Source organism: Calditrichota bacterium, from assembly GCA_020637445.1.
GTDB lineage: Bacteria > Electryoneota > RPQS01 > RPQS01 > RPQS01 > JABWCQ01.
The window spans coordinates 86,513-100,448 of sequence record JACJVZ010000003.1 but is presented as its reverse complement, the minus strand read 5'-3'; the positions used below and the strand labels follow the sequence as shown (position 1 = coordinate 100,448).

Here is a 13,936-nt window from a genome sequence, read left to right as displayed (position 1 = left end):
GAAACTATTTCACCAACAATATCTTTTGCGTCAGCGCCCGCGAACCGTTCGTCAGACGCACCAAATACACGCCGCTCGCCGCGCCGTCCGCGTTCCACAAAACTTGGTGCGATCCCACCGTCAGCGCTTCTTCGTTCACGAGCGTCGCGACTTTCTGTCCCGTCACGTTATAGATCGAAAGTGTCAATGGCCGCGACACGTTGACCTCAAACGGAATGCGTACCGAACTGTTGAACGGATTCGGATAAGGATTTTCCAAAACGAACTCTGCCGGAATCGAATACTGCGGATTGTCGCTTGCGTCCGTTCCCACACTCGCGGTTACCATAACGTCGTCCAAAAACCACTCAGTCGCATAGTTTCCTTGATAACGCCACGCGAAATACACGTTTTCGCCCGCGAGCGCCGACGCGTCGATAGAAATCTGCTCCCACGATTCCGCCGCGTCGCTCAACTCGCCGATTAAAGTGAAATCGTTGCCGTTCGTGGAATAGTACACCCCGTGCATATCATAGTAGTCGGCGACCCAGCAGTTTCTCTGCCAAAATGAAAAAGTCACTTGCGACGCGCCCGCTGGAATCGAAACTTGCGGTGTATACAGCCAGTCATCCTGCTGTCCCACAAATTGCTCGTCGTCGTGCCAAATTCCGTTCTGTCCGCCGTGCGGATCATTCCCGCAATCCGCGGTGCCGAAATCCAAAAATCTCCAACCTACTCCGTCCGCGCCGTTTTCATCAACCGTCCAGCCCTCGTCGTTGCTCTCCATCGGACCGTTGAACAGCGTCGTTTCGCCGCCGCCGCCTTGACAATTGTACTGCAGCGCGGCTAAAGCATTGATGCGTCCCCATCCGAACTGCGTGTCCCAACCCGCCGTGCCCAAATCAACCGCCGTTTCCTGCAAAGCGTTGCGAACTTGCGCCGGTGGGCAACCGTGCGAAATCAAGAGCGCGGCGACACCAGCCACGTGCGGCGCCGCCATCGATGTTCCTTGCCAAAACGTGTAATAGTCTCCATTCGCGGCGTTGCGAACAGTCGAGAGCACACCGTCGCTGTATCCGTCTTGGTTCAAATCCTGATCTGTGTTACCACCCGGTGCGCAAATATCCAACGCGCTGCCTTTGTTCGAGTACGGCGCGCGGGCGTTATTGTAAGCCGTCGCGCCGACCGCGATGCACGCCGTGTACGCTGCCGGATAGGAAACGTAGTCCGCGTTGTCGTTACCCGAGGACACTGCCATTACGACGTTCGCCGCAGCGCATTGCTGCACCGCTCCAGTCAGCGGCTGTCCCGGATCTTGCGGCGGAATGTTGTCAGGATTCGCAAAGCCCAAACTCGCGTTCACGACTTCTGCGCCGTTTTGTGCCGCCCATGCAAACCCGTTCGCAATCGCTTCAATTGATCCCGATCCTTCGTTGTCCAGCACGCGTACGGGCATCAGAGTGCAAAGCGGAGCGATGCCCGCGACGCCCGTGCTGTTGTTTGTATTCGCGAAGATCGTCCCCGCCGTGTGCATTCCGTGAGAATCCTCAAGTCCGAGCTCTTCCGGATTTGTGTCGTTCGAAATGAAATCGCGAGGATTCACCCGCGAAACGCTGCCCCAATCCTCGTGATTGAATTGCCAGCCTTGGTCGAGCACGGCCACCACGACGTTCGGACTGCCGCGCGTTATATCCCAAGCCTGCTCCATCCCGATTAACGGATAGTGCCATTGAAATTGGTAATATTCGTCATTCGGCACAAACTGTGCGTGAGCGATATAGTTATAGTTCGCCCACATAACTTCGTCTTGTGCGCGGAAAAAATGTACGCCGTCTTCGGTCGATGTCGGCATTTCGATTCGGTAAAAATCCAACAAGTCCGAGTAAGCCCCGACTATGCCGCCGCTGCGCGAAATAATCGCGTCGATCTTCTCCTTCGGTGTCGCTTTTGAAAATGCGACGAGCACGTGCTTCGGAACATATTCGTAATAGGGTTCACCGGCGACCGAGACCGGTTTGTTCTTCGCGAACGTGACGGACGAAACAATCAAAACGAACAACAAAATCCAACGCTTCATGGGTTCTCCCTGCACGAGATTATAGTTCATCATCCTCTGACCCGGCCTGCGCGCGCGAACGCGCATATTTGCCTTGTGCGCCCGTCAACAAAAATGCGCGCACGAACTCGTCCAACTCTCCGTCCATCACTTTTTGAATGCTTGACGTTTCCACACCCGTGCGGTGGTCTTTCACCATCTGATAAGGCTGGAAAACGTACGACCGAATTTGATGACCCCACGCGATGTCGGTCTTAGAATTCTCGATCGATGCGTTTTTGGCACGCTCGTCGTCGAGATGCTTCTGATAAAGTCTCGCATAAAGCACCTTCATCGCCGACTCGCGGTTGCGGTGCTGCGATCTGTCCGTTTGACATGTCACGACGATATTCGTCGGCAAGTGTGTAATTCGAATCGCCGACTCCGTGCGGTTGACGTGCTGCCCGCCTGCGCCCGATGCACGGTACGTGTCAATTCTCAAATCTTCGGGACGAACTTCAATCTCCGGAACTTCTTCCACTTCAGGATAGACAAACACGCTTGCGAACGACGTGTGCCGCCGCGCGTTGGCGTCAAACGGCGAAATGCGCACGAGTCTGTGAACGCCCGTTTCCGCCTTGCAATATCCGTAGGCGAACTCGCCTTGAACCTCGATTACCGCCGACTTGATGCCCGCTTCTTCGGCAGGCTCAAAATCGAGCACGTCCACTTTCCAACCACGCTGTTCCGTCCACCGTAAATACATGCGGTAAAGCATGGATGCCCAGTCCGAAGATTCCGTGCCGCCCGCTCCGGGATGAATGTGTATAATCGCGTTCTTGCTGTCGTTCGGATCTTTCAGCATCGCGCGCGTTTCAAGTTCGTCAAAGAGCCGCGAAAATCTCTCGGATTCCTTGTCCAAATCCTCCGGTGGAAAATCTTCCGGCGAATCCTGCGCCAGTTCGCCCAGCGCTTCCAAATCCCCCAGCGCCGATTCAACCTTGCGAAACGCGTCCACCCATGATTTGTGCTCCGCGATTTGACGGAGCACCTTTTGCGCTTGTTCTTGGTCGTCCCAAAATCCCGCGCCGCCCGACAAAGTCTCGAGCTTCTCTATTTCAGAAAGACGTTTTGCGTAGTCAAAGAGACCTCCGCAAAACGTCCAATTTTGGCTTGTACTCGGAAATTTCTTGTGTCAGCTCTTCGGGTTTCATTCGAGTCCTTTAGTATTTCTTTTCAATCACGCAATCCACGTAATAGTGGCGCAGAATTTCTTCAGCCGTCATGCCTTCGACGGCCAGCCGCGCCGCGCCCGCTTGGCAAAGGCCAACGCCGTGCCCCCAGCCTGCCCCCGTAAACACAAGCTCCATCGGGTTCCCTTGTGAATCGTGCAGCACTTCAACCAAAAAGGCCGAACTCTCCAGCGCCGTGTGCGACAGTATGCGGCGAATTCTTAATTCACGCTTCAGTCGCAAGTTCGCCAATGAACCCAGCACTTCCACTTCCATCAGCCGCCCGCTGCGTCCCCGGCGAATCGGCAAAATATCGTAAAGCGTGCCGATGTCTATACCCGTCTTCGTCAGAATAACTTCCTCAAGCTCCGACCGCAGCAATGTCGTTTCCCATCGGAAATGTTTCCGGCCGTAGTTGCGCGACACAGGCAAATCCACTCCGTCGAGATTGCAGTTCGATTTCGGCCGCGACTGAATCCATCTCCGCGCTCCGGTTTCCGTCGTCAAATCGGGGACGTCAAGTTCGTGCTTGCAGTCGCACGGTACGCCTCGCCCGAAATACTGGGGCGGAGTCATCCAAGTCTCCTGCACGTCCTCCGTGTGGCCCCCACAAACCTTCGAGTAATGCGCGTCCACGATCACGCCGTCGTGGGCCAACACCTGACCCCGCGTATCCGTGACTGCTTTCGATACCTTGTCGTTCTCGTTTGTAACGCCGCTGTAAACTTGGCAGTGTACATGCGCGCACAATTCAAACTGGTCGTTAAGATGCTTGATGGCCTTTGTCGCGATCACCAAACTCCGTGACGCGATCGCCTGTGCCCGCAGTGCTTCTTCCGGAAACTCAGCTGGCATCTCAGCTGCCACCACGCCGCGCAAATACACGTCAATCGGAATCTCCGTCAGCGCCGCAATCTCTCCGTCATGGTCCACGTAAAACTCGATGATCCCTTCATACGTCCGGTCTTCAGTCGGTTCGTAGGCGAAACCCGAGTTGATGCGTACGCCCAAAATCGTCATCCGCGATTCCGGATCGACCGGCACGAGGCGAAATCCTTCCGTGCTCTCGAAATGCTGTTCCAAACTCTGGTCGAAAAGCTCGAGCCTGCCCGATGCATGAGTCAACACTTCCCGTACCAATCGCGGCGCATAATCCAATTCGAGTTTGGCCAAAAGCTGCCGAGCGTCGTCTTCCGACTGAAAATTTCCGACCTGCACGCGGTACAGCGTGTTGTCGCCGACAATCTGACCGTCCACTTCTACCGGGCCGCCGATTTGACGCATTGCCGCTTGCATGCCGCGCTCTTCAAACTGCTCCGCCAAGCTCATGGCTTCTTCGCGCGTGGCAAATGAGGCCACAAGCACGCTAAATAAAAATTTCGTCGGAGTACTCTTCTCGCGCAGCACACGCCACTTCAGCTCGGAGCTGTCGGCTTCGCGCAGAAGTTCACCCGTGCGCGTTTCGATCCGGTAGCGGCCCGTATGTCGGAATGTAACCCGTTCGTAGCCCTCCAGCAGGCCGACTCGAACGGAAACTGGAAGGGTCGTGGGGGGTAGTTGCGTATTCACTGGTTCGTCAACAAAATTAACAATTCAATCGGTACAATCTCTCTCCCCAGAAAGATCTGTTTCTCAATCAATCACTATAGGGGCGGAAGGCGTTCCGTCCGCTCTCCCCGCCGAGCGGAGATTTAGATCTGCTTCTCAAACAATCACTGTAGGGGCGGAAGGCGTTCCGCCCGCTCTACTCGCCGGAATCTGAATCTGATTTCGCCGAGCTGGGTTAAGCGCAGCGCAACCCGGCCGGAATCCCAAACTTCGGACTTAGGACTCACGTGCGCAAAGTTCATGCAGCTTCCCGCATACCTCCGCCGAGACCTCCCGTTTCAAGAGCAGCAGCAGCCGGTTCTCAAAATAGATTTCCTCACAAATCGTCGATTGATACAGCACAAGTTCTGAGGCAATCCGGTCTGCCAGCGAGCCAACTCCTCCAGCACCCGGTCCAAACAGCGCGATCAAATCATGAGTCTCGTCCATTACGTCCCCGTAATTGCCAAACAGCAATCGCGGCTCGTCACTGGCCCGCAATACGACGAGCGGATGGTCTCCGCCGCGCAAAAATAGGGGCAAAATCCCCTGTTCACGGAGTAACCTTTCAACAAACAAAAACTCATCGTGAGTTGCAAGCGGCAAAATTGTCGCTTCGGTCCGTACCACTGCCCCTAAAGTCCGTTTTGACAATGGTTTATCCGTGATAATCGTCCCCGCCACCCCGGTCTTGGAATTCCCGATTGCGAGCGGCATCCCAAATTCCGCCGCCATCTCTACAGCCGGTACCTGCAGAATCTTCGCTCCGAAGCCCATCATCGAAAGTGCTTCGTCATAGTCGAGTTGCGGCAGAATCCGCGCGCCGTCCACAAATTTCGGGTCGGCGCTCGCCACTCCGTCGACGTCTTTCATGAATTCCACCCGCTCGGCTCCAAGTGCCACCGCCAGCGCGACGGCTGTGGCGTCCGTTCCCCCGCGTCCCAAGGTCGAGATGTTCTTGTCCGTCGTGATCCCTTGGTATCCGGCAATCACCGGGATTTTTCCCTGATCCAAAACCTCCCGCACGCGCAAAGGCCGCACGTCCACGATTCGCGCCGCCGTGTGCAGCGTGTCGGTGATAATTCCGGCCTGCGCACCCGTCAAAGATACGGCGATATCCGCTTCAATCGAGTTCAAAGCCAGCGCCAGCATCGCAATCGCCACCCGCTCGCCCGTCGACAGAAGCACGTCGAGTTCGCGGCCTCGCGGCTGCGGATTGACCGCGCGCGCCATCTGCACATACTGGTCGGTTGTATCAGCCAAAGCCGACACCACCACCACCACCTGCGTCCCAACTTTCACCCGCGCATGAACCGACCGCGCCACCTGCAAAATATCCTCAGGCGTAGCAACCGTCTTCCCACCGTATTTCTGAATTACAAGAGGCATGTATTATTTCAACAAAAGCAGTTTCCGCGTAGCCGAGAAACTCCCGGCCTTCATCGCCGCCAAATAAACTCCCGACGCACATTCCGCGCAAGACCAATTCACCGTATGCGCGCCAGCAGCAAGATGTCCATTCACAATCTCATCAACCAACCGCCCCTGAATATCAAACACCGAGAGCGTCACGTCCACATCCTTCGGCAACTCAAACGACAGCGAGGTCGAAGGATTGAACGGGTTGGGGTAAGCCTGAAGCGAAATCTCCGTCGGCAACAAAGCTGAGCGGTCATTTTCCACCGGCAGGGCCGCGCTGCAGTCGAAAACTTGAAATCGCCTATTGTCGGCAGTGTAAGCGTATTGACCGTTCAAACTCACGGCAACTTCGGTTCCGTCAAGCGTTTCCAGGCTTCTACCGACTGAGATCGGTTCGGACCCGTTCTCTAAGTTTAGGACATAAAGCCATTCACTCTGTCCAGTCACAAACACGTAGTTCCCCGAAGATGAAATGGAATTTGTGATGGAAAAACTATTTAATGGCATGGTGGAAATAAGCTCGGGAGATGATGGCTGCGAAATGTCAAAGACCTGCATTCCCGCCATATCAACTGCTACTGCGGCAAAATCGCCAACTACGGTTACGCCATGCCCCCAATCATTCGCAGTTGCTTCGCCAACCACCTCTGGATTTAGCGGATCTTCGATGTTCACAACTCTGATTCCCGAATAAAACCACAATTGAGCGACGACGATGTAGTGATCGCTCAATGCTATCCCGCCAAGACAGCACTCCAACTCAAGCTGAGAAACTTCCGAAGGGTTCAGCGGATCTGCAATATCATAAACATGAATCCCTCCGGGAGTTCCTGCAACAAAATAGTGATCATAAAATACGCCTTCAGCGCCGTAGTCATTATCCAGTGAATCGAATCCCACTTCAACCGGCTCTTGCACATTTGAAATGTCAATGACGTGGATCCCATCATCACAAATAACATAGGCAAGGGTATCGAGCAGCACAATATCCCGGCATTCAGCATTAAACTCAAGTGAACCTGCTTCAACGATGTTCGCTGGATCACTTGCATCCAAAATCAAGAGTCCGTTTTCTCCGTATGCCAAGAAAGCATAAGCCCCTCCAATCTCGATATCATTTGAATACTCGCTTAGGGGATAGCTCCCGAGTGCGACGACATTCTGTCCCAAACCAGTTTCACTAAGCAAGCAAATTGCGCAGACGATAGTTGCAAAAATACTCCGATACATAGCCGTCTCCTTTTAGTATGAAATCCCGATACTGAAGAACTAATTCAAATTTATCAATTATGAGTTTCATTCCACCTCCCACATCCCCCGATACACCAGTATATCCCCCAAACCGCCGTCGTATTCAAGCGTCCGCGAGTCGTCCGGTGCAAGCGTCGAATCCGCCGGATTCAGCCACGGATGCGCCGCCTCGTCCCACAAATCCGCGTTCGGATCAAAGGTGTCCACCCAGCCAAATCCAAACTGCTCCGGATACGTCCCGATGTTGTAGTAAAAAACTTCCGCGTTCGTGCTGCCCACGTCGTGCGAAAACGGCGCGATCAAAAATGTCCGCCGCAAATTCCAAGACGTGTTCTTCCATTCCAGCAGCGTGCCCGTATACGGCGACCCGCCGTCGCGCGGAATCGTCGTGCTCGTCGCGATCTGGTATTCCTTCAACATGTACGCGTGAAAATCGAAATGATAAGGATGCGTCACCGATCCCGCAAACACCACCGCGTCCGTCGGAATCGTAATCAACGTATCCCCCACGAGAATCTCGTAGCTCGTGTCGCTCTCGGAACTTTCGTCTTTCTTGCATCCCGCGAGCAGCCCCGCGAACAAAAGCAAAGTAATGATTGTCTTCATTTGACCAACAAAAGTTTCTGGACTATTCGGTTGTTGCCCGCCTTCAAAGCCGCAAAATAAATCCCGCTCGCAAAATTCCCCCCGTCAATCTGCACCACGTGCGACCCCGCGTTCGTCATACCACTCAAAACACTCTTCACTCGCCTGCCCTGAATATCAAACAGCACAAGCTCCACAAGCTGTGCCACCGGCAAATCAAACCGAATCGTTACCGTCGCGTTAAACGGATTCGGATAAGCCGGATACACCGCGAACTCCGTCGGCAGACCCGGAGTCTCGTCTGCGTCTGTCGAATGTGAAAGTGTGCGGCCTTTCAATCGAACAGAGTCCGGCGCGTCGGGTTCGTCGCTGTTAATGGCCAACGTGCGCTCAAATGTATCTGCCATGGCCGCCGTGAAACCAATCGTCAACTCGACGGATGAGTCCGCCGGAATTTCAAGCGGTCCGTGCGGCTCGACCCAAAACGGCAGAGGATCTTCAAGCGCATCGATATGCAGCGTCGCTGTCCCCGGATTGCGCACGAACAAACTCCGGTATACCGTGTCCCCGGCGAAAATCCAATTGAAATTTATGGCATGTGTATCCGGCGCGCAAACCGGAAACGGAGCCTGTCCTTGCACATAAATATCAAAGGTGTCGTTCGCGGCAGAGCAGATCAGCCTAAGCGTATCGTCGCGGACCACAAGTTCAGACGGTCTGTACACAATCGGAATATCCGTCGTCTCGCCCGGTGCAAGAGTCACGGGCAGGACCAAACCGATTGCAAAATCTTCAGGCAAAATGACCGACGTGATCGTCACTGGCTCGTTGCCCGTAACGTTAAACTGAAAACTCCGCTCTGCCGTACTGTCCAAGGAAACGATACCAAAATCCGCTCCCCACGGACTGCAATACAAGTACGAACTCTGATCTTCGATGTTCACATAAAACAGCGAAGGAACCTGGCTGAAGGGCAGGCCCGAACTGAACCCCAATAGACACAACTCGTCTTCTTGCGCAGCCGTCTTGGAGTAGACCACTTGCCAATCCGGGTGTTGCATGCGGTTATAGTAGTGCCAGCGGCCGTTCTGATTGAATCGCCCGACGAAAATATCGTAGTCTCCGTCTTCAAAGGGTTGGTAGCCAACTACGGTCATTCCGTCCACTTCGGGAACGAATCCGCGAATCAGCGCACTTTGCCTGACGGCCTTCGTGTAGATCAATACCCGGTTGTCATATGTCAAGCGAAGCTGCCGCCAAGCGAATTGCGGAGAATTCTCCGACACTTCCCACAAAATATCGACAAACTCCTCACCGGCAATGAGCACCGAGTTGTCAAGATCAATCGAACCGTCCACCTCAACGTCGCGCGAACTTAGCACCGTTCCGCCGTAGGTTGTCGAGACGACGTGAAGCACTTTCCTGTCTTGCTGATATTCCGAGTACGACAGCAGCAAAGAATCCCCGACCGCGACTATGTTCCCCGGCGTGCTGGACGATGTGCAGAGCAGCCTGTCCCACAGTATTTCGCCGCTCTCGTCGATCCCGAACAGTCGTGCTTGCCAGATCACATGGGTGCCTTCGTGCCGCGACTTTCCGCCCAGCACGACAAACCCTCCGGGCACAGCGACGGCAGATTTCAAAGAAGTGTACTCCGTCGAATCGTCGTACGAATTATACCACAAGCTGTCGCCGTCAAGACCGTAGCACAAGCCAACTTTTCGATATGTTCCCGACGTCGAATCCGTTCGAAAATACTGTTCGCAAATCATAAACACGGAATTCTCGCCGACCGCGAAGACCGCCTCGCCGGAGGAACTGTAGTCGAGCAAATACGAAGACCATACAAACTCGCGCTGCGGCGTCATGCGTCGGAGCTGCCATGAGAATGATTCGGGCGATTGAACCAACTCATTGACGAGCCAGTCCCCGTTCGGTAGTTCCGCGACGTGCCCGAGTACTCCGACCACTTGCTCAAAGCGGAAGACGCTGTCCAATTGTGTCGGTTGACAAAATCCCAACCCCGAAAACAACCCAACCCACAACAGACTACCGAACAAGCAGCAATTTCTGTACGACATGCTCCGCCTCCGTGCTGATTCTCGCAAAGTAAATCCCAGAAGCTAAAGATTCTCCGTCGATGTGCACGACGCGCGACCCCGCGTTCAACACTTCGCTCAAAACACTCTTCACTCGCCTGCCCTGTAAATCAAACAGTACAAGCTCCACGGTTTCCGTCACAGGCAAATCAAACCGAATCGAAACCGTCGCGTTAAACGGATTCGGATAAGCCGGATACACCGCAAACTCCGTCGGCAACTCCGGACGGTCGTTCGCGTCAACTTCTTGTGCGATGCCGCGCCCCAACAACCTGACCGTGTCCGGCCCGCCGGGATCATCGCTGTTCAAAATCATCAGCCGTTCATAGTCAATCCCCGAATCCGGCCAAAACTCAAACCACAAAACAGCGTACGAATCCGCCGGAACCACAAACGGTCCCGTAGAATCGAGAAAAAACGGAACAGGCTCCGCAATCGGATCAATATGCAGCGGCACGGTTCCCGTATTGCGAATACTCAAAGGCCGCCGCACGCTGTCGCCCACAAACGTCCAGAAAAAATTCACCGTCGCCAACGAAGGACGGCACTCAGGATAAGGAGCCGCACCGTGAATCGGAATGCCGAGGTCTTGATTCCTTGCATCCGAAAATATGTGAATCGTGTCCGTGAACTGCGTCAAGGCATTCGGCCTGAACACTGCTTGGCAATGCAGAGTTTCTCCGGCCTGAATCGTCACGGGCACGTCCAGCGATAGCGCCGCCCAATCGGGAACGGCAAAATCCGTAATGGTTACAGAAGAATCCCACGTGATGGATAGTCCGAGCTCGCGGGTTGCCGCGCTGTCCAATTCAACAACTCCAAATTCCAACAGCGCGGGAATCGGATAGAGATAGCTTGAGAACCCGCCGCCGCCCAAATAAAAAATACACGGATTCCCGCCCGTCGAATCGGACGTGGCTGACCGTCCGATAACTTCGATGATCTCATCGTCATTCGGCACAAAACCGTAGCCTTCCTGACTAAACGGAAGATCAACGGGATCGTTGTAATACCAATAGCCCGCAACATTTGCCCGCCCGGAGACAACGTTCCTGTTCTGAGTTCCGAATGGAGAATAGCCTGTGGTCAGGAAATCGTCATTCGCAGGTGCAAAGTTTTGCATCGAGTTCGTCGGAGCGGACAGCATGCGCTGAAACTGTACTTCCCCTGAAAAGTCCGTGCGGAGCCAGAATGTGCTATCCGTGTTGTCATTCGATCCATAGTCAACGAGCCAAAGAAAGTCCCATCCGTCACTGCGGCGGTACAAATGGTGCGGATAATAGATGTACGCGGAATCATCCAAGGGAAAGAGCGTCGCGCCGAGGCTGTCTCCGTCCAAATTCGTCCACATGAACTCGACATTGTAAACGTTGTTTCGCACAGCAAGGGCCGTCACGAGCAGAGAATCCCCCGCAAGTCTGACGATTGTGCCGCCCGCGTCATAGTCGATGCCGCCGTATCTTCTGTCCCACACGACTTCCCCTGTCGATGTCACTCGCAGCAAACGAATCTGATGATTGAATCTTGTGCCTTCGATTATGCCAATCACGCCGAGAATGTAAAATCCGCCGTCAGGAGCCGCACAGGCCGAGGAGAACTTTACATAGTTCAGCGAGTCTTCAAACGGGTTTGCCCACAAGCTGTCTCCGTCCAAAGAGTATGCCACCGCCATCGAAGCCGACGTCGAAGTGTTTGAATCAATCGGCACGGTGATTTCGCCGGGCACGAGGATCGCGTCGTCTGTCACCGTGATTTCATTCATCGTGAAGAACGGATTTGACAGAAAAATTCGCGACCAAGTAATTTCCCGCTGAGCATTCATCCGCGCCACGCGCCAAAAGGAATTGCGCCCTTCAAACTGCGCACCCGAAAGAATGTATCCTCCGTCGTCCAGCGGCACGGCCTGCGAAAAATACGCGCTCGTGCTGTCAATCACATAAATACTGTCCAGCACCGGCTGCGCCAGCGCCGAACCCACAAAGAACAAAATTATGATAAATTTCATTTGAGGAGCACGAGTTTCTGAATCCCCACAAACTCAGATGTGCGCAGACGGGCGAAATACACGCCGCCTGCGCAGGTGCCGCACGACCACACAAGAGAATGCGTGCCCGCGCTCAATTCTCCGTCAAATAAGGTCTCCACGACGCGACCTTGCACGTCAAATATTGTCAGTTCCACGTCCGCTTGTCGCGGTACGTCGATTGAAATCGTCGTCGCCGGATTGAACGGATTCGGATAGGGAGGATGCAAGCTGAATGTCGTCGGCAAAAGTGATTCGTCGTCCGCAGCGGCGGCCATCCCCGCTCCCAAGCAGCGCACGATCTTCGTTCCCGATACCGCGTCGCTGAAAATCCGCAGCGTGTCGATGTGGTTGCCCGGACTCTGCGGAGCAAAGACGACGTTCACACGCAGCGTATCGCCGATCTCAACCGTTTGCGGTCCCGAAAATTCCGCCGAATAGTTCTCCGTTCCGGAAATCTCTGTCACTGTTAACACGTTCGTTCCCGTGTTGATCAAACCCAATGTTCGCGTCGCGCTGTCGCTCACACCCACGACGCCAAAGTTCAAAGCCCCCGGCGCAGGCGCAAGGTCCGGTACATAAGCCAATAGCATCGCGCACCCGTCCCAACCCGGCACAGCATAAGACTGCGATTCTCCAAACAGCAAAAACCCGTTTTCAGTTTTGATCATCCCTTCACACCGATCCGCCTCTTCGCCGCCCTTCACAACGGACCAAACACTATCCCCATTCGAGTCCACTTTCAACAACCAAAAATCCGACTGCTCAAATTCGATATCTTCAGAAGAGAAATTTCCGGCGACGATAAACCCGGAGTCAGCGGCGTTGACAATTTCTACGCCGTCTTCATACGATAGTCCACCGTAGTGGCTCATCCAAAGAACTGAATCGGCGTCGCGAAGCACCGTTCCCACTACCCACAAATCCTTGCCTGTCTCGGAAAGCTCTGTATAACCTGTAAACACGACCTGGTTGCCTGACGACGCTTGCACCGCCGCAAAAAAACCGTCGTCGCCGTCGCCGCCGACGGTTGCGCTGTTCAAGTTGTCATATTCGAGCAAACCGTCGGAATCTTCAGCGATACTTGCTCGCGAAGTTCCGTACAGCAATGATTCAAACGTCGTTTCGTCGAGCACAATGTGCCCTGCGTTCTGATTGATCGCGCCGGCACCGAAATAACGCATCTGAGAATTGCCCGTGACGTCACTCGTTTCGAGAACGAACATCCGCTCGCCCGGAAACAGGTCCAACGAGTACGAGGTTGTGAAGTGCATTGTGCCGATCGAATGCATGTTGCCCAATCGCACTCGGTACGGTTCATCTTGACCGAGCTCGTGCCAAAACGTCACATTAACGTCCCCGAATGAACTCAACTCATAGACCCGCAACCTGTTGGATTCGCCATTTGCTTCGACGCGCTCGCATCCAACCCAAAACCCGTTTTCTCTGGGAATAATACTTTTGAAACGTTCATCCTGAGAATGCAGATAGTGACGCTGCCAAACCAACTGGCCAGCGTGATCGATCTTTACAATCAATCCATGCCCCGCCAGCGCATTCCATTCCCGCGCTTCGCCACACAGCAAATACCCGTCGTTCACTTCAATCGCATCATAAAAATATTCGTCCCCGCCCGCATCATAAGCAAACGTCCAAACCGAGTCCGGCGGAAACGACTGCGCAAATGATAGAGTGGTAAGAAGTAGAGAAATCGCGAACGCTCTGA

At 54.2% G+C, this 13,936-nt stretch carries 9 protein-coding genes; all 9 read right to left on the bottom strand.

Annotated features, from left to right (window positions below):
- Positions 1-4: 4 nt before the first annotated feature.
- The 9 genes from H6507_11315 to H6507_11275 all read right to left on the bottom strand — a co-directional run bounded on the left by H6507_11315 (position 5) and on the right by H6507_11275 (position 13,811).
- On the bottom strand, positions 5-2,056 hold the full coding sequence (locus tag H6507_11315) for a S8 family serine peptidase (protein ID MCB9369687.1): 2,052 nt from the start codon (positions 2,054-2,056) through the stop codon (positions 5-7).
- Between the two features lie 19 nt (positions 2,057-2,075).
- A protein-coding gene (gene prfB, locus H6507_11310) for a peptide chain release factor 2 (GenBank protein ID MCB9369686.1) occupies positions 2,076-3,228 on the bottom strand; the annotation gives its coding sequence in 2 pieces (ribosomal slippage) (positions 2,076-3,161 and positions 3,163-3,228; 1,152 coding nt in all).
- Positions 3,229-3,237: 9 nt separating this feature from the next.
- Positions 3,238-4,815: a SpoIID/LytB domain-containing protein gene (locus H6507_11305; GenBank protein ID MCB9369685.1), complete on the bottom strand. Its 1,578-nt coding sequence runs from the start codon at positions 4,813-4,815 to the stop codon at positions 3,238-3,240.
- A gap of 255 nt (positions 4,816-5,070) precedes the next feature.
- Positions 5,071-6,222, bottom strand: a complete 1,152-nt coding sequence (locus H6507_11300) for a hypothetical protein (protein MCB9369684.1) — start codon at positions 6,220-6,222, stop codon at positions 5,071-5,073.
- Positions 6,223-6,225: 3 nt separating this feature from the next.
- Positions 6,226-7,482 (bottom strand): T9SS type A sorting domain-containing protein, encoded by a 1,257-nt coding sequence (locus tag H6507_11295; protein ID MCB9369683.1) that lies wholly within the window; start codon positions 7,480-7,482, stop codon positions 6,226-6,228.
- A 66-nt stretch (positions 7,483-7,548) separates the two neighbouring features.
- Positions 7,549-8,109 (bottom strand): hypothetical protein, encoded by a 561-nt coding sequence (locus tag H6507_11290; protein MCB9369682.1) that lies wholly within the window; start codon positions 8,107-8,109, stop codon positions 7,549-7,551.
- Entirely contained in the window at positions 8,106-10,169 is a 2,064-nt protein-coding gene (locus H6507_11285) for a choice-of-anchor D domain-containing protein (protein ID MCB9369681.1), read from the bottom strand. The genes H6507_11290 and H6507_11285 overlap by 4 nt, the downstream gene beginning before the upstream one ends.
- Positions 10,138-12,192: a T9SS type A sorting domain-containing protein gene (locus H6507_11280; protein MCB9369680.1), complete on the bottom strand. Its 2,055-nt coding sequence runs from the start codon at positions 12,190-12,192 to the stop codon at positions 10,138-10,140. The genes H6507_11285 and H6507_11280 overlap by 32 nt, the downstream gene beginning before the upstream one ends.
- Positions 12,189-13,811 (bottom strand): T9SS type A sorting domain-containing protein, encoded by a 1,623-nt coding sequence (locus H6507_11275; protein ID MCB9369679.1) that lies wholly within the window; start codon positions 13,809-13,811, stop codon positions 12,189-12,191. The genes H6507_11280 and H6507_11275 overlap by 4 nt, the downstream gene beginning before the upstream one ends.
- Between the last annotated feature and the right edge of the window lie 125 nt (positions 13,812-13,936).

Coding starts and splice junctions, on each gene's coding strand:
- H6507_11300 (MCB9369684.1), bottom strand. CDS start 6,222: ATGCCTCTTGTAATTCAGAAATACGGTGGGAAGACGGTTGCTACGCCT.
- H6507_11315 (MCB9369687.1), bottom strand. CDS start 2,056: ATGAAGCGTTGGATTTTGTTGTTCGTTTTGATTGTTTCGTCCGTCACG.
- H6507_11290 (MCB9369682.1), bottom strand. CDS start 8,109: ATGAAGACAATCATTACTTTGCTTTTGTTCGCGGGGCTGCTCGCGGGA.
- H6507_11280 (MCB9369680.1), bottom strand. CDS start 12,192: ATGAAATTTATCATAATTTTGTTCTTTGTGGGTTCGGCGCTGGCGCAG.
- H6507_11285 (MCB9369681.1), bottom strand. CDS start 10,169: ATGTCGTACAGAAATTGCTGCTTGTTCGGTAGTCTGTTGTGGGTTGGG.
- H6507_11295 (MCB9369683.1), bottom strand. CDS start 7,482: ATGTATCGGAGTATTTTTGCAACTATCGTCTGCGCAATTTGCTTGCTT.